The sequence below is a fragment of the Providencia sp. PROV004 genome, from assembly GCF_011045615.1.
GTDB classification, from domain to species: Bacteria; Pseudomonadota; Gammaproteobacteria; order Enterobacterales; family Enterobacteriaceae; genus Providencia; species Providencia rettgeri.
Map to the genome: position 1 here is coordinate 706,773 of NZ_CP042859.1, position 19,260 is coordinate 726,032.

Genomic DNA, 19,260 nt, shown 5'->3' on the forward strand with positions numbered 1-19,260 from the left:
ACTTATGAAGATAGATAATTCATTCTGGTTATTTATTATGGTTGTCGGTCTAGGCTGGTGGGCTGTCACTGAACATGAAAGCAATTCACTGTTGAAAGATGACAACTTTAAGAAAAGCAAAATCATTGCTACTCAGTCGCTTCAATTCAATCGGTTTAATCAAATAGCTACCACAGCTTATCGCCATGGCATTCAGGCAGAAGCCAAATCACAGGAGAAAGTCATTGAATATCGAGAAATACTCAAAAAAGAGCTTACTTGTGATTTGCCTGTGCCTCAGCCTATTGCTGATGGGTTGCTCAAGTATACCTACGAATTACGGTCAATGTACGCCGATCCCCAAAACGTTAACCGAGCCAGTACTAGTACCACTACCACCAGCACCAGCACCTTAACTTATTGCCAAGCGGTGCTATGGATTGACCCTTTATTATCAGCGTTAGATAAGGCCAATGAGCAATTAAAAGCTATTCGAGGGATTGAACGGAGTAGGGAGGAGTAATCTAGCCTCAATTCCTATTCAAAATATAATTAGAACCGAGTCAATATTAAATAAATTAACTATTCTCTATACCCTCCAAGCCTAGTATCATAAAGTTAAATTATGGTGATTTGTACTAGCTCAGGACGAGATTGACTCTCATAATCCCGTAGCTTCTTATTTGAGGACTTAATGTGGATCAATGTGGCAATTATTTTTTAGAGGATTTGCAAAGGTTAGGGCGCGGAGGCTTTGGGGAGGTTTATGAGGTTAATGTATACAACTTGCAAAAAACACACTCAAAAAGATACGCAAGAAAGTATTTCTCCCCATCACCAGAAAATAACAATACAAAGTTAAAAGAAATTGCTGATTTGAGGGAAAGGTTTTTAGTTGAGATCAAAACACAGTGTACTCTTAATCGAATTAATTATGATTCCATAGCGCCAATAGTGCTGTTCAGTACAGCTGGAGACAAACCTTATTTTGTTATGGAGAAAGCTGATTGTAACTTGGTCGAGGCTATTAAGGCTGGCATGTCAGCTGAAGATAAAATTAAGTCAGTGATACAAATAATTCTGGGCATTAAGACCATACATGACCATGAATACGTTCATAGAGACTTAAAGCCTGCAAATATTCTTCAATACAGTGATGGAAGATATAAAATCAGTGACTTTGGGTTAGTTAAGGATTTAAATCAGGTTAGAGCTGAAATAAAAACAAAATTTCAACCAAATGGAATGGGAACTGATGGATATAGAGCTCCAGAAATAACGGAAAGTGGTTTGTTTTCAGTCCAATCAGATATTTTTGCCATAGGGCAAGTTATTAGTGATATATATTCAAGTGATCGCACTGACAAACTAAAAAAAGTCATATCAAAGTGTAGGGAGCATTGGCCAGAAAATAGGTATGTAGATGCTAATGAATTGTTAGTTGATTTCTGTAAAGCTATGGGGGTAGCGCCGTGAATAGAATAATTGACATATCCTGTTTCAGTGAGGCAGCTAAGGGCAAGCTTGTAAATGAGGATTATTTCTTACCTCCTACATACGATTATGACTCAAATATTGTCTTTGCTATAGCAGATGGGGTTGGATCGACAGAGCATGCTGATTTAGCCTCAAAAAGTGCAATACAAGCAATCCAAAAGCTAATTGCGGAACCAAATTTCAATATAGATAAAGCGTTCATTTACGCTAAAGAAGCTATAAATAAGTTTGGTTTTAGTGTGGCAACTACACTAACAATTGTGCATATAGTAAACTCAGTGATCCACGTGGGTCATGTAGGTGATTGCCGACTTTATTTTAAAAATGAAAATAAATTAATCCAACTAACTAAAGATCATACAAAGTATCAAGAGCTATTAGACTCTGGTGAGCACAGTATGAGAAACCTTCGGAATCATAAGGAAAGGTTATCAACTATTCTTACAGCAGCTCTATCTAATGACATAGAATTGCAATATGACTCTTTTGATAAAAATATCTTGGATATTGCTGATAAGGAAAATGTTATATTAACTTTAATGTCAGATGGAGCATACAAACACTGGGAATCAAGACCTAGATTTTCGGAGAGAACAATGGGATTACCATCTGCATTCTCAGCTAGCTTAAGACGAAGAATTGAAAAAGATATTATTGATGATTACACGTTCTTAAGCATCAAAATAAGAATACATTCATAATATATTTGTTATTTGAATTATATATTTAAGCCATCAGTTAATAGCTGGTGGCTTTTTTGTTTGAGGCAATTACAGAAGCCATCAACAGATGGATGAGTTGTTACCAGATGATACCGATAAGTCAGCTGGGCCTCGCAAGTTACTTTAGGCTAAAGATTGCCTTGTGCGGGCTAAATTAGGTTAGTTGTAATAAAAAAATCCCCTTTTGCGAAAAGGGGAAAGGATTTATTTAGTTTATTGAACTAATTTTTGATTATGAATACCCAAATGTCGTAAGGGCGTGCGCATGATACCAACACAAGTTAAATAATCTAGGTATAAATTGTTACGAAATACGGAAAAGAATATTGAAAAACGCGTATGCAAATAAAAAAAAGCCTACACAGCGGTAGGCTAGGGCAATCGCTGAAAACCTGAGACAGCTAAATCTAAAGCTTTGTGGGCGCACAGTGAGGTAATGTATGGGCAGTCAAGGTTTTAATAATCCTAATCAATTCAGAGAACAACTGGACAAGCAACTAAATGATGGCGATACAAATGTTAAAGGGTATCAACCCAAGTGGTCTAGCAATTCCAAGTCACTCTCGCCACCAAAGAAACCTTAAACTCATTAGATTGATTAATTTTACGCATAATTCAAAAGGTACTCCTGAGGGGGTACCCTTACCACGAGGCGGCATGCGCGCGGAAAACGGCTCGTTTTCAATTTTTCATGCTGTCAGCAGCAGGTGATTTAACCTTTTGATTTAATTTGCAAATATCGACATTGAGGTGACAATTTTTAAAAAGAGTTGTCACCTCAATGTGTTATATCTATCTGATAATAAATAAAAATATCAGTTTTCACCTGACAGAGTGAGGTGTCAATGTCCAACATCAGCAATCTGGGGGACGCCTACAACTGGAGCGTGGCTAAGATTGCTGAAGCATTCGGCTTAAATCGCGGAACAGTTAAAAAGCGATTGCTCGATGCAAATACTCCCATTGCCAATATTGTGCGAGGCAATCCCGTTTATGCCTTGCGAGATATTGGACCGATACTTTTCGGTGCCGACCCCGATGTAAATACAAATAACCTTCAAGATCCCACACTGATGCCACCTAAAGAGCGAAAGGATTGGTATCAGTCTGAAAATGAAAGAATTAAGTTGGAAACTACGCTTAAACAACTGGTTCCCGTTGCCGATGTGCATTTGGAAATGGCGGTACTGGTTAAAGCAATAACCCAAGTTTTAGATACATGGCCCGATAAATTAGAGCGAGATAAAGGTTGGAATGCTGAACAGCTCACTGAGGTGCAAATCATTGTCGATGAATTACGGGATATTCTAGCTGCTCGCGTGATGGATGCGGAGGATTTTGACGAATGACAGTAAATTATGCCTCAGCATCAACAGTAAGAAAGGATGTTGCATCCTTACTAAAAGCGCCACGTAGAATGCCAATTGCTCAGGCAGTGAAAAAATACATGCGGGTGCCCATGGGTGAAGGCTCTTCCATTCCGTGGGATGACTCATTAACCCCCTATATTATTGAACCCATGAATTGCCTTTCAGATCGCCGCTATGATTCGGTGATATTTGTTGGTCCAGCTCGTACGGGGAAATCACTGGGGTTAATTGATGGTTGGATTGTTTATGTCATTGTGTGTGACCCTGCGGATTTTCTTCTCATTCAAATGACAGAAGAAAAAGCGCGAGAGCACTCTAAAAAGCGATTAGACAGAGCCTTTCGCTCTAGTCGTGAAGTGGCTAAAAGACTAAGCCCACACCGAAATGATAATAACGTCCATGACAAAACATTTAGGGCAGGAAATTACTTAAAAATTGGCTGGCCATCCGTCAATATCATGTCCTCTTCGGATTATCGTTTTGTTGCTTTAACGGATTATGACCGATTTCCCGAAGATGTTGACGGTGAAGGGGATGCTTATACGCTAGCTGCAAAGCGAACAACCACATTCATGTCCGCAGGGAAAACACTGGTTGAAAGCTCCCCTGGTCGAGAGATAACAGACAGTAAGTGGCGACGAAATACACCTCACGAAGCTCCGCCAACAACGGGCATTTTGTCACTTTATAATCGTGGCGATCGCCGCCGCTGGTATTGGCCATGCCCGCACTGTTCGGAATATTTTTTGCCCATTCGAGAAAATATGGTGGGTTTTAATGAGGGGGATGACCCAACAGTGGGCAGCAAAGCCGCTCGATTACAGTGTCCACACTGTCTGGGGCTCATTGAACCTGATCAGAAAAGAGCGCTAAATAATAAAGGTATTTGGCTCAAAGAGGGGCAGTCTATTGACCAAAATGGTGTTGTGACAGGTGAGCCAAGGGAGTCGCGTATTGCTTCATTTTGGATGGAAGGCCCCGCAGCCGCTTATCAAACATGGGAAAAGTTAGTTTATAACTTACTCAATGCGGAGCAAGAATACGAGCGAACTGGTAGTGAGGAAACACTAAAGTCTGTTATTAATACCGACTGGGGACAACCTTATTTACCAAAAATCAGTCAAGAGCAGCGAAGCGGCGATGATCTTAAAGCCCGAGCAGAGTATTGGGACTATGGCTCAGTGCCTAATGGCGTTCGTTTTCTTGTTGCAACTATTGACGTTCAGGGCGGTAAAAAGCGGCGTTTTGTCGTTCAGGTCACAGGCTATGGCACCAGAGGTGAGCGTTGGATAATTGACCGATTTGATATCACTCATTCATTAAGAACAAACGAAGATGGTGAATCACTGCCCATTAATCCTTCATCTTACGCGGAGGATTGGGATGTTCTCATTACGGATGTGCTCGATAAAACTTACCCAATTCACGATCATGACAACGTTGAAATGGGCGTCCATTGCATGGCAATAGATACCGGTGGGGAAGAAGGGGTAACTGATAACGCGTATAAATTTTGGCGACAATGTAAGAAGGAAGGGTTAGCGAGGCGGGTTTATTTATTTAAGGGGGATGGTAAAGCGAAAAGCAAGCTAATTACTAAATCCTACCCTGATAACACTAACCGTTCAGATCGCCGAGCAAAAGCGCGGGGTGATGTACCTATTCATTTATTACAAACCAATGAACTTAAGGATCGCATTTCTGCTCATCTTGGGCGAGACACCGTTGGCCCTAACTATATTCATTTCCCAGATTGGCTTGATAATTCTTTCTACGATGAATTGACGTATGAAGAGCGCGACAGTAATGGAAAATGGAGTAAACCAGGCAAAGGGGCTAACGAAGCTTTTGACTTGATGGTCTATGCGCATGCGTTGGTAATTTTGCTTGGTTACGAAAAAATCAAATGGGAGAACCCGCCTAAATGGGCTCGGTTGCCGGATATCAGTGATGTTAAACCATCTCGTCCAGCGCCTAATCAACCTCCTCAAAAATCAACACCAATTCAAACAGAAACACAAGAAACCACGCCTAGCGCAAGCTCGGCATGGGCTCCTGTGTCTGCAACTTCAGGGGGATGGGTATGACCCGTGAACAAATCAAAGAAATGCTAGATGCATATTTAAAAGCAGAAATGGAAATACTGCAGGGGAAGAGTATTACATTTAACGGGCAGTCAATGACAATGGAAAACCTTAGCGAGATCCGTAAGGGGCGAGAATATTGGGAGTATCGATATTCACAAAGTAGCGCCGCTAATCGCAAGTCACCTGGTTATAAATTAGCGAGGTTCTCATGAATATGTTGGAGAAGGCGATTGCGGTATTTTCACCGTCATGGGCGAGTCAACGAGCCAAGTCACGTTATGCCATTCAAGCTTATGAAGCCGCCAATCCTTCTCGACTTCATAAGGCGCGTCGAGAGAACCGAAATGCAAACCAATTAACGCAAGTTGGTGGTAAATCCTTACGTGAGCAAGCGCGATGGCTAGATAATAATCACGACCTTGTGATTGGTATTCTCGACAAAATGGAAGAGCGCATTGTTGGTAGCAAGGGGATTATTGTTGAACCACAGCCACTATCACTTACAGGGCAGATCCATGATGACCTCGCCAAGCAAATCAGAACGGCATGGTCTGAATGGTCCATTCGTCCAGAGGTGACAGGACAATTTACCCGTCCAATGCTTGAGCGTCTTTTGGTTCGAACATGGATCCGTGATGGTGAAGTTTTTGCTCAATTAGTCAGAGGAAATCAGAAAGGGCTTGATAAGCAAGCGGGTATTCCATTTTGGCTTGAAGCACTTGAGCCTGACTTCGTTCCGATTCATTTGGATGATACCGGGAAAAATATCCGACAGGGGATCCAATTAAATGATTGGGGCCGCCCACAAACTTACTTTGTTTATAAAAACTTGTTAACCGCAGGCCAGCAGATGGGGGAGCTTAAATCTATCCTGACGGAAAACATGCTGCACTTGAAATATGTGCGTCGATTACATCAACTGCGCGGTAATAGTTTATTTTCCGGCATCTTAATGCGTTTAAGTGCTCTAAAAGACTACGAAGATGCAGAGTTGACGGCCGCACGTATCGCCGCCTCTCTAGGGATGTACATCAAGAAAGGTGATGCAGGGACTTACGATGATGAGCGGGAATATGAGGACCGCACTATCGATATTGTTCCCGGGATTATTTTTGATGAATTACGGCCCGGTGAAGATGTTGGCATGATCAAGTCTGATAGGCCCAATCCAAACCTTGAAAACTTCCGGAATGGTCAACTTAGAGCAGTTGCAGCGGGAAGTCGCGGTAGTTATTCCAGTATCGCACGGGATTATAACGGGACATACAGCGCGCAGCGGCAAGAGCTGGTGGAATCATTTGAGGGGTATTACATCTTGCAAGATACCTTCTGTGGCTCAGTTAGCCGACCTGTTTATCGACAATGGTTACAGATGGCTATCGCTGCAGGCGTCATTGTGGTTCCGGCTGATGTTGACCGCAGCTCACTGTATAACGCGACTTACAGCGGACCAGTTATGCCGTGGATAGATCCACTTAAAGAGTCAGCGGCATGGAAAACACAAATTCGAGGAGGGGCGGCAACAGAGAGTGATTGGGTTCGCGCTAGAGGTGGTAACCCTGCAGAAGTTAAACGCCGCCGCAAAGCGGAAATTGATGAAAATGAACGGCTTGGATTGGTTTATGACACAGATCCCGCCAATGACAAAGGTAACGACAATGCAGACGATAAACACACATCTCATGCGACCAAAAAACAGCACGACGATGAGTAAACCGCTAATGTCGGCACCGGAGAAGAGCTGGTTTCAAATGAAAGCGACCAGTGAGACTTCAGCCGATATTTATATTTATGACGAAATTGGCATGTGGGGGATAAGCGCCCGGCGATTTACCGAAGATTTAATTTCCCTCGGTAATATCAACCACATCAACCTTCATATTCATTCGCCCGGCGGTGAAGTTTTTGAGGGCATCGCTATTTATAACCAACTGAAAAACCACAATGCCACGATTACGGTTTATATCGATGGATTAGCGGCTTCTATGGCGTCAGTTATTGCCATGGTGGGTGATGAAATCATTATGCCAACCAATGCCATGATGATGATCCATAAACCTTGGGGCGTGTCGTGGGGTGATGCTAATGATATGCGCGATTACGCTGATCTACTCGACAAGGTTGAAAACGTCTTAATCCCTGCCTACATGGAGAAAACAGGGAAAACCAAAGAAGAAATTGAAGCCATGCTCGGTGAAGAGACATGGTTAACGGCAGAAGAGTGTGTGGAACACGGTTTTGCTAATACTGTGATTGAGCCGGTTAAAGCCATGGCCAGTCTTTCATCTAAACGCATTGAGGAATTTAAATCCATGCCGAACTCATTAAAAAATACGTTAAAAAACAGTCTCGCTAATCCGCGAAACACAACAACACCAAGCGCACCGGTGGCAGAGCCTGCACCACAATCACAAAATCCAACTAATACACAACAGCCAGATACGGCAAGCATTCAAGCGCAAGCACGACAAGCTGAACAAACGCGTATGAATGACATTAAAGATTTATTTGCGATGTTTGGCGGTAAGCATGACAGCGTCATGGTTGAGTGTCTGACAGATATCAACTGCACCGTCGAGCAGGCAAAAGACAAAATTTTAGATTTGGTTGCTAAAGAAGCGACACCAACAAATAAAAATAATTACGGTGCTCATATTTATGCAAATAACGGCAATATCGTAGGTGATAGCGTCCGTGCATCATTGATGGCACGTGCGGGTTATGATGAAACCCAAGCCGATAACCCATATAACTGCATGACGTTACGTGAATTGGCGCGTATGTCATTAGCTGATCGCGGCGTGGGTGTTGCGAGTTACAATCCAATGCAAATGATTGCGATGGCTTTTACGCATACAACCTCTGATTTCGGTAATATTCTCCTCGATGTTGCCAATAAATCCATTTTACAGGGATGGAATGAAGCAGAGGAAACTTTTGATTTGTGGACGAAGAAAGGCCAACTCAGTGACTTTAAAACCGCAACGCGTGTCGGGATGGGGGGCTTCAATTCACTTCGCACAGTTCGTGAAGGGGCAGAATATAAATACGTAACGACCAGCGACAAAAAAGAGACGATTGCACTGGCGACTTATGGAGAGTTGTTTAGCATTTCTCGTCAAGCCATTATTAATGACGACATGTCCATGCTAACCGATATCCCAATGAAATTGGGGCGTGCAGCAAAAGCGACGATTGGTGATTTGGTTTACGTTATTTTAACCAAAAATGAAAAAATGCGGTCCGATAACAAACCCCTCTTTAGTGCTGATCATGGCAACACGATCAAGGGAGGGATGGATGTTGATACTATTGGTAACGGTAGAACCGCTATGCGTAAGCAAAAAGAAGGTGAACGTACGTTAAATATTCGCCCTGCCTTTATGCTTGTGCCGACCGCGTTAGAAATCGCCGCCATTCAGGTAGTAGGTTCAGGCAGCGTAAAAGGCGCAGATGTGAACGCTAATATTATTAACCCAATCCGTAATATCGCTGAAATCATCACAGAGCCCCGTCTGGATATCAACAGTGATACCACTTGGTATATGACCTCAGCAAAAGGTACTGATACCATTGAAGTTGCTTATTTAAATGGTGTTGATACGCCTTACATCGACCAGCAAGAAGGTTTCACTTCTGACGGTGTAACCACTAAAGTCCGCATCGATGCAGGCGTTGCCCCTGTTGATTATCGCGGTCTGGTGCGTGTCGAAGCGGCATAATTCGTATTAAAAATACAATACTCTCGCCCTAACGGGCTTTTTTTATACCTAAAATCTGGCTCTTCGGGGCCAGAAGGAGAAGTTATGGCTAAGAATTATCAACAACAGGGGCTAACTGTTGAAGTTATCAATACAGGCACAACCGCTATTCTCAGTGGAGATTTGGTCATGGTGGGCGCATTGGCTTGTGTCGCAGCGACAAATATTGAACCTGGGGAGACGGGTGATGGTTTTGCAGAGGGTGTCTTTTTACTAAAGAAAAAGGCAGGCGTTGCATTAACCGCAGGTCAAGCGGTGACAGGTGATAAAGGGATTGTTGCGGATAAAGGTGGCGTTCCTGTTGGTATTACATGGGGGGCGGCTGAAGCGGGTGCGGAGTTAGTACCCGTAAAGCTTAATATTTTTCCAGCAGCCGTGGCAGCAGGCGGTTAATTTATGAGTGCGTTTGAACGGTTTGCAGAACGCATGGACGCACTCACTGCAAAGCGAATGGGGAAGCCCATCATAATTAACGGTGTTGGTTATATTGGGGTGGAATCTCATTTCTTACCTGACTTCGGCCCTGTTACGGGGGATGGGCTTTCTTATGTCATTTTTTCTGATACGTACAAGCCCGGGAAGAATGACAGTGTCATCGCAGATGGTCTCCATTATAAAGCCACTCGCCGACAAAGATTCAACGGTAAGTGGATGATTTTTTTAGAGGTTGATGACGATGAAGGGGAAGGATGAAGCGGTTCGTAATCTTGGCATTATCGTTGATAAAGTGACGCCGATTGCCACGGCACAGGCAATAAATCGGATTGCGGCAAGAGCCGTTAGCCGCAGTGTCAAACAAGTTTCCAAAGAAGTCAAAATCCAACAAAAGATCATCCGTAAGCGTGTAAGGCTTAAGAAAGCCAGTGTAAAGCAAGGCACCCCTAAAGCGCGGATCACAGTAAACAGAGGTAATTTACCTGCGATTGTGCTCGGCACGGCGCGTGTTCAATTATCTCGTCGTCGGGGAGTCGATAGGCGGCATGGCAGTGTTTTAAAAGTGGGTAAATTCACCTTTAAAGGTGCGTTTATTCAGCAGCTAAAAAATGGTAAATGGCATGTCATGCAACGGCTTAGCTTAAGCCGTTACCCGATTGATGTTGTCAAAATTCCCGTATCCAAACCGTTAACAGAGGCCTTTGAAGAGCACGCTATTAAAGTTCGTGAGGAGGATATGAGCAAAGAAATGCAATACGCCTTGAATAACCAATTACGGCTTTATTTTAAGGGGGGATAATGATTAAGCACACCAAGATCCGCCAGTTGGTGATTGAGGGACTCAAGACTAGCCTCCCAAAATTATCAACTTATGACGGGCGACCCGTTAACTTTGATGAAAGTGAGCTGCCTGTCGTCGCTGTTTATTTAACAGAGCCCCACCCTGATCCACGGTACCTTGATAGCAACCAATGGACCGCCATCCTTCATATCGAGCTTTTTTTAAAAGCCGCCAAAACTGACTCTGATTTAGATAACTGGGTGGAAGAAAAGCTATATCCAGCTATCGAAAGCATGAGCAGTTTAGGTGATGTATTAACCGATATGACCCCGAAAGGGTTTGATTATGATCGCGATGATGAAATGGCGTTATGGGCTTCGGTTGATATCACCTACCAAATTGAATATGACATGTAAGGAATTTTACGATGGCAAAAGTACCAAATCCATTAGCTCCCACCAAGGGGGCAGGTACCACACTTTGGGTCTATACCGGCACGGGTGACCCAACCCAAGATCCCTTTAGCGAAACGGGCTTTATTCGATTAGCTAAAATTAAGTCACTGGAGCCGGGAGAAATCACGGCGGCAAGTGAAGATGATAGCTATCTTGATGATCCTGATGGGGACTGGGAAAACACTACTCAAGGTGAGAAATCCTCAGGTGAAACCAGTATTACTCTTGCTTGGTTACCGGGCGAGGAGGGGCAAAAAGACCTGATTGAGTGGTTTGATGAAGGCTTGCCGCGCTTTTACAAAATTTCGTACCCGAATGGCACGCTGGATTTATTTAAAGGCTGGATTAGCGCCTTAGGTAAATCCATTCCGATCAAAGAAACCATGACGCGTACGGTAAAAATTAAAAATACCGGTCGCCCAACAATGGCGGAAGAAATTACACCGAAGCCTGCGACTAGAACGGCTGCGCAACCTAAAGAATAATCAACTGACTAACCTAATGAATAGCCACAGAAATGTGGCTTTTTTTATATGCATTTCACTCTGTGCACCACATGCACACACACTTAAAACATCGAACCGTTATTTAGGAATGAGCCTTTGAGGAAGTCAGTTATAGCTGATACTGCTTCGATGGGCTGATCTCCTATGTGGCAAGGGTTCATTACTAAGTAAGGACAGTATCATGACTAAATTAACAGTCATCAATAATGTTATATCTGAACAACCAACTATGACTAGCTTGGAAATGGTTGACTATATCAATGCTGACAGAAAGGCAAAGGCTGAAGCGGAAGGTTTAAAATTCCCATGCAAGGAATATAAAAAGCTTTCACATAAAAACTTTATGGCAAAAGCGCCAAGGGTTTTAGGTGAAAGTCAATCAGCTAAATTTTTAGCCGATTACATTGATAGCAAAGGTCGGTCATACCCGTGCTTTAAATTCCCAAAACGAGAAGCTTGTCTAATGGCTATGAGTTATAGCTATGAACTTCAAGCGCAAGTATTCGATCACATGACTGAGCTAGAAGCTGAATCAGGGTTTGGATTTACCATCCAGCAACTACAACACATGTTAGCTGTGGCAAGGAAAGCTTCTGATGAAGATTCAAGTGATGCTGGTCGGCGATTACGTAAGCGCCAAGATGATTTGGTTATTTTAAATCGAGCGGAAAAACTAATAGGTGATATCAGTCAGATGGCATTGGGTTTAGTCGGTGGCGGTAAGCTTCTAAGCCATGGAAAATAAATCTAATTACACCTCCTCAATTTTGAGGGTATTGATTTTACAGTTAAATAGGTCGCTCAGCGGCCTATTTTATTATTAACGAAAAGGTATCGATATGTTTTTAAAGAAAAAAGAAATCACTATTGGTGAAGAAAATGTTGTTCTCTATGAGCTATCCGCCCTGCAACGTGCAGATTACTTTGACTTTCTAGCTAAAAAAGAGAAAGAAACTGAAGGGCTTGAAGGTGCTGAAAAAGATGCTAAATCAATGCGCTCAATGGTAGAAAGCCAAGCATGGCTGGTTTCTCGCTCACGTTGGCATGAAGACCGCGATCGTGACATTGATGATCTCTACGACGAAATCGCGCAAACATGGAGCATGGATGCATTAAGCGAAGCGGTTCGCGCCATCTCGGAAATCAGCGGCATGTCGAGTTCTGAGGGTGATGACGATGAAGCGGAAGACGGTGAGCTTATCACGTTGGAAAAGTAGCCAGCCGTGAGCGTATTTTTGCTTTGCGACTTGCGCGTGAATTTGGGCGTCCAGATTGGCGTCGAATGCTAAGTGAAATGAGTGCCTCCGAGTTTAGTGATTGGGTGACACACTTCAGCAAGACGCCTTTTATGCCTCAACTTGTTGATATTGAATTTGCTGCCTTGCATACCTCTCTTTATATGGCGATGAGTGGCACGAAAACCGAGTTGACCGATTTTATGTTGCTAACCGATGTTGAGGCTGACGAGGGAGGAATGTCAGATGAGGCCATTCAGTTAGCCAGTGAGGGGATATCAGGAGGGGTGCGATATGAGCAACCAAATAGCGGATCTTGAGATTAAAATTGGCGCGAATACAACCGAATTTCTTGAAAAAGCAGGTCGGGTTCAGCGTGAACTTAACGATCAGGAACGCAAAGAGCAAGCCTCAATTAAGCGGCAGCAAGACTTTTTAGCCAAACAAGCGGCGAAGGCAGAAGCAGCGCTGACACGTTCACGGTCACAACTCAAACAGTTTGAAAAAGAGTCTATTTCAGCAGAGCAAAAATTAGCCAGCGAACGGAAGCGAGCTAATGATGAAATGGATACTGCCCACCAAAAAATACAAGGACTCATTCAGGCTGAAGCACAACGGGCGCAAAATGCACGAAGCCAAGAGGTACTTGCTGAGCAATATTATGCACAGTTAGATGCAATTAAAGCGAATGGTAAGGGACTGGAAGATCTGAGCGCAATTAAGCGCAAGATGAACAAGGACATGCAGCAGGGGTTATTGCATGCCAAAGATTATCAAGCGCTTACCTCACAAGCGATTGGTACATCGAAATCCATTACACAGGCAGAAAATAGCGCGGCACAAGCCAAGCAGCGCTTTATTAATAAGTTAAAAGAACAGGTTACACAGCAAAACCTGTCACGTACTGAAATGCTGCGATTGCAAGCAGCACAGCTTGGGGTATCGAGTTCAGCAGATATTTATATTCGTAAGCTGGAAAAACAAAATAGTGTCATGAAAGGGGTTACTTTAACCTCTGGACAGTATCGTCAGGCCATGCGCCAGTTGCCTATGCAAATGACTGATATTGTCACTTCTTTGGCTTCTGGCATGCCACCATGGTTGGTGGCCATTCAGCAAGGTGGTCAAATTAAAGACTCTTTTGGTGGGTTTGGTAATTCACTGAAAGCCATTACATCTTTAATTACACCTTGGAAAGTCGCCATGGTGGGTGGGGCTGGTGTACTAACAGCTTTTGGTATTGCGGCATACCAAGGGTCTAAAGAGCTTAGCGAGTACAATAAGCAACTTATTTTAACCGGTAATTATGCGGCTAAAACGCAGGGTGAACTCAATGCCTTGGCTAAATCCCTTTCGGGTGAGGGGATCACTCAGTACAAAATGGCTGATGCGCTGGCACAAGTAGTCGGTTCAGGTTCATTTACGGGGCCACAGGTAGACATGGTTGCTGGTGTAGCCGCGAAAATGGAGAAGGCCACAGGTCAATCTATTGATGAAACGATTAAACAGTTTCAGCGCCTTAAAGATCAACCTGTTCAAGCTGTCATGGATCTGGACAAATCCCTTCATTTTTTGACAGCAACACAACTTGAGCAAATAACTACGCTAGAGGAGCAAGGGAGGAAGACTGAGGCAACCAAATTAGCATGGGAGCTTTTTTCTACCTCAATGAATGAGCGAACTAAGCAAATAAGTGAAAATTTAGGGACGCTAGAAACTGCATGGAGATGGGTGGGGGAAGCCGCTCAAAATGCATGGAATCAAATGCTCAATGTAGGTCGTTCAGTTTCTGTACAAGATAAATTAGACGCAAAAGTTAAGCAATTAGCTGCGATTAAAAAAGAACTTGAACTAGCCGAAAAAGGGGGAGTACCAGATACAACTGGTTATGGGGTTGGAAGAAATTCAGAGTCTTTTTTAAATCAAAATGCCACGAGAAACTTAGAAGCAAACAGAGCTTTAGTTAAAAATCTAACATCAGAGATTAAAACTCTGCAAAATCAAGTAGCTAATGAAGAGTCATTTAAAGCAGGTACAAATGCTATTACTGCGTTTAATGAGAAAATGAAGAAGCAACTTGAAGCAGACTTAGCATTAAAGAAGAAATATGAAACCGCAGAAGAAAAACACCAAAGCGAACTGAGAAAAATTAGGAATAATGAATATGCCTCTCAAGCTGCAAAAGATGAGGCTATTAAACGAGAAAAAGAACGGTACCAAAAGGAACTAGACCGTAAAACGCCAAAAGGTAAGGCCTATAAGCCGGATATGGGAACCCGGCATGATGAATCTGCGCAAGCAGAGGTTACATCTCTTCAGGCACAGTTAAGGCTTCTTGAACAGCATTCCTCAGCAACAGATTTTCTTAGTCAGCAACGTAAAAACTTACAGCTAGAGTTAGCTAAATTTGAAGTTTTAGAAGAGGCTCGAAAGACTCGTAAATTATCTCTTGATGAACAATCTTTATTGAAAAATAAAGAAAGTATTCTTGCGAATAAAAAGCAGTTAGCGGATTTGGGTGACAAAATTGCGAAGCAAGAGCACCTAAATAAACTGCAGGATCAGGCTGATAAATATGTTAAACAGCAGGAAGCAAGACAAAAAGCAATAACTGATTCATTGGGTAAGTCTACTATAGAGCTTCAGCGTGCCTTGGAAATTGAACAGCTTCGTTCTGTTTATGGGGATACACCACAATGGGACAAAGTTAAATCAGCTAAGCAAGCCACTTTTAATAAGGAGGATGCAGCAAAAACGGATTGGGCATCTGGTGCCAGTACGGCTTGGGGTAATTATCGAGATGCTGCATTAGATGCTAATGCACAAATCCAAAATGTAACCTCAGCTACACTCAATGGTTTTAGTTCTCAGTTGGCGGAAACGTTAACGGGTGGTGAAGCTAATTTTAGAGATTTCACACGCTCTATATTAAAAATGTTAGCTGAAATTGCTATTAAAATGACGATTGTTAAAGGGTTTGAAGCCTTTGGTTTTGGTAGCGTGACACCGAATGCTAATGGTGGTGTGTATAATACTCCTGGTCTAAGTGCTTATAGTGGTCAGATTGTTTCTAAACCAACTTTATTCCCCTTTGCTCGCGGTGCTGGACTTATGGGGGAGGCGGGTCCAGAGGCGATATTACCTTTGCGCCGTGGTATTGATGGAAAACTAGGTGTTATTGCTGCGAATACTAAGCAAAATTCTGGTGATTTCTATCAAACCAATCATGTCACTATTCAGAATGATGGTTCAAATGGTGAGATTGGGCCTCAAGCGCTTAAGGTAGTTTATGAAGCGGGTAAAAAAGGAGCTGAAGATTATATGAGAAAACAACGTCGTGATGGTGGCTCATTTTCTTCATAAAGTAAATTTAAAGCCTCCAGAGTGAAGGCTAAATAATGGAGGTTTAATGGAAACGTTTAATTGGCCAGTTAAGCCGAGGATGAAAACGGATTCTTCACCCCGAACAAGATCCGTGCGTTTTGGTGATGGTTATGAGCAACGTAAAGTTGATGGATTGAATGCACATCTTGAAAAATTCAGTGTTAATTTATCGCTTGTTCCCGAAAAAGCAGACCAAGCACTGGAATTTTTGAAGCGACACGGTGGTGTAAAATCGTTTTTATTTCAACCCATAAAAAGCCAACCTGCAGTTGTAGTTGTTTGCAGAAAGTGGTCTTCAGATAGCGGTAATGTCCGTAAAACAATTAGTGCGGAATTTGAGCAGGTCATTTTCTAAGGTTTGATCGCTTTCTCTTTTGCTTCAATGCGCTAATATAATGCCAATTATCATAGTTAGAGGTCATTATGAAAGGATTTGGGCTATTTCTTTTGGCTATTGGCATAATTGGCGCTATAGCTTCTTTCGCAATGGATGTTACTGTAGCAACTGGATATGGTGGAAGGGTTAATAATATTGGTTTAATGACAGACAAGCAGAATTACATTTTAATTAGCTGCTTTATTATTTTGTGTGGTTTATTGGTAACTATTTTTGGTAAAAAATCTTCAGTAACAAAAAAATGTCCATTTTGCGCGGAATTTATTAATACTGATGCTATAAAATGTAAACATTGTGGTAGTGATATAAAAGTAGCAAAGGCGAGTCCTTCAAGTGTTGATTATTCATTTTCTTTATTAAATTATAATATAGATGAATTAATTGGCATAAAAAATGGAAGGGAAGTAATTAATGACTATGGGGTGAAGAAGTTAGCATTTGAAATAAAAAAGCATAATCCCAGAGTTACTCCCGCCATGCTAAAGTTAAAATATAATGATGATATTCATGATGTTGCAGAAAAACTACCCACAAGAATTCAAAGTGATTTTATTAAAAAAATATTAAATCTTATAGGTAATTAATAAAAGTTTTTCATAGTGATAGTGACATAACCACCCTCGGGTGGTTTTTTTGTAGGTAAATAAAATGCAAAACATCCCACCTGAGTTACTTATTGCAGTTACTGAAATTGAAGGTGACTCTGAAATAATATTATATGAAATAGATTTAACCAATATCGGTGGTGTCCGCTATCGGTTTCATGATGGTGCGAATGAATTATTAAAACCGATTACTTGGCAAGGGCAACAATATGAGCCTTATCCTATTGTTGGTGAAGGATTTGGATTTAATGGTAAAGGCCCATCAAACCGTCCAACTATTTCATTATCAAATTTATTTGGTTTGGTTTATGGCATTGCTAGTCGATTAAATTCTGGTATAGGTGGCATAGTGATCCGCAGGAAAACGGACGCCAAGTTTCTCGATGCGGAGAATTTTGCTGGTGGTAATAAAAATGCGGATCCGACTCAAGAGCAAGTTAGCCGCTGGGTAATTGAGCAATTGACCTCGATAAATGCAGAAACAGCGACTTTCGAGTTAGCCGCTCCAACTGAAACCGATGGGGCGACATTGCCAGCTCGAGTCATTCTTTCTGATGTGTGTAATTTTGCTTATCGGGGTGAGGAGTGCGGCTATAAAGGTGAGCCAGTAGCAGATGAACTTGGGAACCCAACCCAAGATACAACAAAAGACAAGTGCGGAAAGCGGTTATCTGATTGTAAATTAAGAAATAATACACATCGAATAGGCTGCTTCCTCTCCTCATCTCGCCTTAGTCAATAAGGACCCCTATGTTAGAACAAACTATTCTGAAACATGCTAAAAGCATGGTGCCACATGAGTCGTGCGGTCTTGTGATTATTCAAGAGGGTACTGAGGTTTATATTCCTTGTGAAAATCAGCATGCCGACCCTGATAATTATTTCTCGATTGCAGTTGAAAACTACATTCAAGCCGAGCGTTTAGGTGATGTGGTTGCTATTGTTCACAGCCATCCGAACGGAAAACCTTATTTGAGTTCAGCAGATAGAGCTCACCAGCTCAAAACACATCTACCTTGGTGGTTGGTGTGTAATGAAAAAATAATCAAGTTTGAGTGTGTGCCAAAGTTATTAGGCCGTGAGTTTATTCATGGCTCTACAGATTGTTATGGCTTGTTTCGTGATGCTTATCATCTATCCGGCCATTCATTGCCGGATTTTGATCGCGAAGACAATTGGTGGCGGCAAGGTAAAGAGCTCTATTTAGATAATTTGACTGAAAATGGCTTTAAGCAAGTCAAAAGAGATACCCAACCCGGTGACATTATTCTGTGTTGTTACGCCAGTTCTCGCGCAAATCATGCCGCAATCTACCTCGGTGATCAGACAATCCTGCACCACGTCCCTAATCAATTAAGCAAACGTGAGGTTTATAACGAAAGATGGCAAAAAATGACTCACTCGATTTGGCGTTACCGCAGTTGGCAACCATCCGATTTTATGGGGATCTGCAACGATTTGGCCGTCGATTCGATTTAAATATAAAAACCGCAGCCGAAGGGCTTCATGCCTTATTCCTTCAAATCCCCAATCTTAAACAACAATTCCGCGAAGGTTGGTATCAGATCCGTATAAGTGGCTCTGATGTTAAGCCTGATGAACTTCATCAACGTATTTATGAACCGCTAATACCCAATGCGGTTATCCATATTGTACCGCGTATTGAAGGGGCTAAGTCTGGTGGTGTTTTTCAGTTTGTGGCAGGTGCCGCTATTTTGGGGCTGGGGTGGTGGGGGCCTGCTTGGATATCGGCGACAGCCGCAACCATGATGATGTCAGCAGGTGCCGCAATGATGTTGGGCGGCGTTGCTCAGATGCTGACTCCACTTCCTAAGCGAGCCAGCTTATCTCGTTCTGAAGAAGAAAAAGGGAACACCTATTTCAGCAATCTAGACAATTCAGTGGCTCAAGGGATGGCGGTACCTATCGCGTACGGTGAAATCATGTGTGGATCGCGGGTAATTTCTCAGTCTGTCGAAATTATGGATGACAGTGAAAGCAAAGATATTGACGTAGGCAAACACGGTGGTAGTGGGGAGACTTAAT

The 19,260-nt window shown here is 42.5% G+C and carries 22 protein-coding genes; all 22 read left to right on the forward strand.

What is annotated here, in order from left to right:
* The first annotated feature begins 4 nt into the window (after positions 1 to 4).
* Positions 5 to 502 (forward strand): hypothetical protein, encoded by a 498-nt coding sequence (locus tag FVA69_RS03065; RefSeq protein WP_164528398.1) that lies wholly within the window; start codon positions 5 to 7, stop codon positions 500 to 502.
* Positions 503 to 675: 173 nt separating this feature from the next.
* On the forward strand, positions 676 to 1,455 hold the full coding sequence (locus FVA69_RS03070; protein WP_164528399.1) for a protein kinase domain-containing protein: 780 nt from the start codon (positions 676 to 678) through the stop codon (positions 1,453 to 1,455).
* Positions 1,452 to 2,177, forward strand: a complete 726-nt coding sequence (locus FVA69_RS03075; RefSeq protein WP_164528400.1) for a PP2C family protein-serine/threonine phosphatase — start codon at positions 1,452 to 1,454, stop codon at positions 2,175 to 2,177. The genes FVA69_RS03070 and FVA69_RS03075 overlap by 4 nt, the downstream gene beginning before the upstream one ends.
* A gap of 866 nt (positions 2,178 to 3,043) precedes the next feature.
* Positions 3,044 to 3,547 (forward strand): DUF1441 family protein, encoded by a 504-nt coding sequence (locus FVA69_RS03080; RefSeq protein WP_110591874.1) that lies wholly within the window; start codon positions 3,044 to 3,046, stop codon positions 3,545 to 3,547.
* Positions 3,544 to 5,655: a phage terminase large subunit family protein gene (locus FVA69_RS03085; protein ID WP_164528401.1), complete on the forward strand. Its 2,112-nt coding sequence runs from the start codon at positions 3,544 to 3,546 to the stop codon at positions 5,653 to 5,655. The genes FVA69_RS03080 and FVA69_RS03085 overlap by 4 nt, the downstream gene beginning before the upstream one ends.
* Positions 5,652 to 5,867, forward strand: a complete 216-nt coding sequence (locus tag FVA69_RS03090) for a hypothetical protein (RefSeq protein WP_094963137.1) — start codon at positions 5,652 to 5,654, stop codon at positions 5,865 to 5,867. Before FVA69_RS03085 ends, FVA69_RS03090 begins: the two co-directional genes overlap by 4 nt.
* A complete protein-coding gene (locus FVA69_RS03095) occupies positions 5,864 to 7,369 on the forward strand; it encodes a phage portal protein (protein WP_110591871.1) in 1,506 nt (501 codons plus the stop codon). Before FVA69_RS03090 ends, FVA69_RS03095 begins: the two co-directional genes overlap by 4 nt.
* Positions 7,314 to 9,377 (forward strand): ClpP-like prohead protease/major capsid protein fusion protein, encoded by a 2,064-nt coding sequence (locus FVA69_RS03100; protein WP_425288262.1) that lies wholly within the window; start codon positions 7,314 to 7,316, stop codon positions 9,375 to 9,377. Before FVA69_RS03095 ends, FVA69_RS03100 begins: the two co-directional genes overlap by 56 nt.
* An 84-nt stretch (positions 9,378 to 9,461) precedes the next feature.
* Positions 9,462 to 9,809: a DUF2190 family protein gene (locus FVA69_RS03105; RefSeq protein ID WP_094963140.1), complete on the forward strand. Its 348-nt coding sequence runs from the start codon at positions 9,462 to 9,464 to the stop codon at positions 9,807 to 9,809.
* Positions 9,810 to 9,812: 3 nt separating this feature from the next.
* The gene (locus FVA69_RS03110) at positions 9,813 to 10,109 is read left to right on the forward strand and encodes an ATP-binding protein (RefSeq protein WP_164528402.1); all 297 of its coding nucleotides are present in this window, start codon (positions 9,813 to 9,815) and stop codon (positions 10,107 to 10,109) included.
* Complete coding sequence (locus FVA69_RS03115) at positions 10,087 to 10,650, forward strand: phage tail protein (protein ID WP_172412309.1); 564 nt, start codon at positions 10,087 to 10,089, stop codon at positions 10,648 to 10,650. Before FVA69_RS03110 ends, FVA69_RS03115 begins: the two co-directional genes overlap by 23 nt.
* Positions 10,650 to 11,048 (forward strand): phage tail terminator protein, encoded by a 399-nt coding sequence (gene gpU / locus FVA69_RS03120; RefSeq protein ID WP_164528403.1) that lies wholly within the window; start codon positions 10,650 to 10,652, stop codon positions 11,046 to 11,048. The genes FVA69_RS03115 and gpU overlap by 1 nt, the downstream gene beginning before the upstream one ends.
* Positions 11,049 to 11,059: 11 nt before the next feature.
* Positions 11,060 to 11,572 carry a phage tail tube protein gene (locus FVA69_RS03125; protein WP_164528404.1) on the forward strand — a complete coding sequence of 171 codons (513 nt, stop codon included), beginning with the start codon at positions 11,060 to 11,062 and terminating at the stop codon, positions 11,570 to 11,572.
* 202 nt (positions 11,573 to 11,774) lie between these two features.
* The gene (locus tag FVA69_RS03130; protein ID WP_202983393.1) at positions 11,775 to 12,338 is read left to right on the forward strand and encodes a Rha family transcriptional regulator; all 564 of its coding nucleotides are present in this window, start codon (positions 11,775 to 11,777) and stop codon (positions 12,336 to 12,338) included.
* Between the two features lie 94 nt (positions 12,339 to 12,432).
* The gene (gpG, locus tag FVA69_RS03135) at positions 12,433 to 12,810 is read left to right on the forward strand and encodes a phage tail assembly chaperone G (protein ID WP_164528405.1); all 378 of its coding nucleotides are present in this window, start codon (positions 12,433 to 12,435) and stop codon (positions 12,808 to 12,810) included.
* A gap of 65 nt (positions 12,811 to 12,875) precedes the next feature.
* A complete protein-coding gene (locus FVA69_RS03140) occupies positions 12,876 to 13,148 on the forward strand; it encodes a phage tail assembly protein T (RefSeq protein ID WP_238789309.1) in 273 nt (90 codons plus the stop codon).
* Positions 13,123 to 16,191, forward strand: coding sequence for a phage tail tape measure protein (locus tag FVA69_RS03145; RefSeq protein ID WP_164528407.1), 3,069 nt, complete (start codon positions 13,123 to 13,125; stop codon positions 16,189 to 16,191). Before FVA69_RS03140 ends, FVA69_RS03145 begins: the two co-directional genes overlap by 26 nt.
* A 46-nt stretch (positions 16,192 to 16,237) precedes the next feature.
* Positions 16,238 to 16,567 carry a phage tail protein gene (locus FVA69_RS03150; protein ID WP_164528408.1) on the forward strand — a complete coding sequence of 110 codons (330 nt, stop codon included), beginning with the start codon at positions 16,238 to 16,240 and terminating at the stop codon, positions 16,565 to 16,567.
* 68 nt (positions 16,568 to 16,635) lie between these two features.
* A complete protein-coding gene (locus FVA69_RS03155; protein WP_164528409.1) occupies positions 16,636 to 17,193 on the forward strand; it encodes a zinc ribbon domain-containing protein in 558 nt (185 codons plus the stop codon).
* A gap of 64 nt (positions 17,194 to 17,257) precedes the next feature.
* Positions 17,258 to 17,956 (forward strand): phage minor tail protein L, encoded by a 699-nt coding sequence (locus FVA69_RS03160; RefSeq protein WP_164528410.1) that lies wholly within the window; start codon positions 17,258 to 17,260, stop codon positions 17,954 to 17,956.
* 8 nt (positions 17,957 to 17,964) lie between these two features.
* Positions 17,965 to 18,693 carry a C40 family peptidase gene (locus FVA69_RS03165; RefSeq protein WP_164528411.1) on the forward strand — a complete coding sequence of 243 codons (729 nt, stop codon included), beginning with the start codon at positions 17,965 to 17,967 and terminating at the stop codon, positions 18,691 to 18,693.
* Positions 18,597 to 19,259, forward strand: coding sequence for a tail assembly protein (locus tag FVA69_RS03170; protein WP_164528412.1), 663 nt, complete (start codon positions 18,597 to 18,599; stop codon positions 19,257 to 19,259). Before FVA69_RS03165 ends, FVA69_RS03170 begins: the two co-directional genes overlap by 97 nt.
* Position 19,260 lies beyond the last annotated feature (1 nt).

Coding starts and splice junctions, on each gene's coding strand:
- FVA69_RS03165 (WP_164528411.1), top strand. CDS start 17,965: ATGTTAGAACAAACTATTCTGAAACATGCTAAAAGCATGGTGCCACAT.
- FVA69_RS03150 (WP_164528408.1), top strand. CDS start 16,238: ATGGAAACGTTTAATTGGCCAGTTAAGCCGAGGATGAAAACGGATTCT.
- FVA69_RS03155 (WP_164528409.1), top strand. CDS start 16,636: ATGAAAGGATTTGGGCTATTTCTTTTGGCTATTGGCATAATTGGCGCT.
- FVA69_RS03110 (WP_164528402.1), top strand. CDS start 9,813: ATGAGTGCGTTTGAACGGTTTGCAGAACGCATGGACGCACTCACTGCA.
- FVA69_RS03130 (WP_202983393.1), top strand. CDS start 11,775: ATGACTAAATTAACAGTCATCAATAATGTTATATCTGAACAACCAACT.
- FVA69_RS03160 (WP_164528410.1), top strand. CDS start 17,258: ATGCAAAACATCCCACCTGAGTTACTTATTGCAGTTACTGAAATTGAA.
- FVA69_RS03125 (WP_164528404.1), top strand. CDS start 11,060: ATGGCAAAAGTACCAAATCCATTAGCTCCCACCAAGGGGGCAGGTACC.
- FVA69_RS03170 (WP_164528412.1), top strand. CDS start 18,597: ATGGCAAAAAATGACTCACTCGATTTGGCGTTACCGCAGTTGGCAACC.
- FVA69_RS03090 (WP_094963137.1), top strand. CDS start 5,652: ATGACCCGTGAACAAATCAAAGAAATGCTAGATGCATATTTAAAAGCA.
- FVA69_RS03115 (WP_172412309.1), top strand. CDS start 10,087: ATGACGATGAAGGGGAAGGATGAAGCGGTTCGTAATCTTGGCATTATC.
- FVA69_RS03080 (WP_110591874.1), top strand. CDS start 3,044: ATGTCCAACATCAGCAATCTGGGGGACGCCTACAACTGGAGCGTGGCT.
- FVA69_RS03095 (WP_110591871.1), top strand. CDS start 5,864: ATGAATATGTTGGAGAAGGCGATTGCGGTATTTTCACCGTCATGGGCG.
- FVA69_RS03100 (WP_425288262.1), top strand. CDS start 7,314: ATGCAGACGATAAACACACATCTCATGCGACCAAAAAACAGCACGACG.
- FVA69_RS03065 (WP_164528398.1), top strand. CDS start 5: ATGAAGATAGATAATTCATTCTGGTTATTTATTATGGTTGTCGGTCTA.
- gpG (WP_164528405.1), top strand. CDS start 12,433: ATGTTTTTAAAGAAAAAAGAAATCACTATTGGTGAAGAAAATGTTGTT.
- FVA69_RS03140 (WP_238789309.1), top strand. CDS start 12,876: ATGCTAAGTGAAATGAGTGCCTCCGAGTTTAGTGATTGGGTGACACAC.
- FVA69_RS03105 (WP_094963140.1), top strand. CDS start 9,462: ATGGCTAAGAATTATCAACAACAGGGGCTAACTGTTGAAGTTATCAAT.
- FVA69_RS03085 (WP_164528401.1), top strand. CDS start 3,544: ATGACAGTAAATTATGCCTCAGCATCAACAGTAAGAAAGGATGTTGCA.
- FVA69_RS03145 (WP_164528407.1), top strand. CDS start 13,123: ATGAGCAACCAAATAGCGGATCTTGAGATTAAAATTGGCGCGAATACA.
- gpU (WP_164528403.1), top strand. CDS start 10,650: ATGATTAAGCACACCAAGATCCGCCAGTTGGTGATTGAGGGACTCAAG.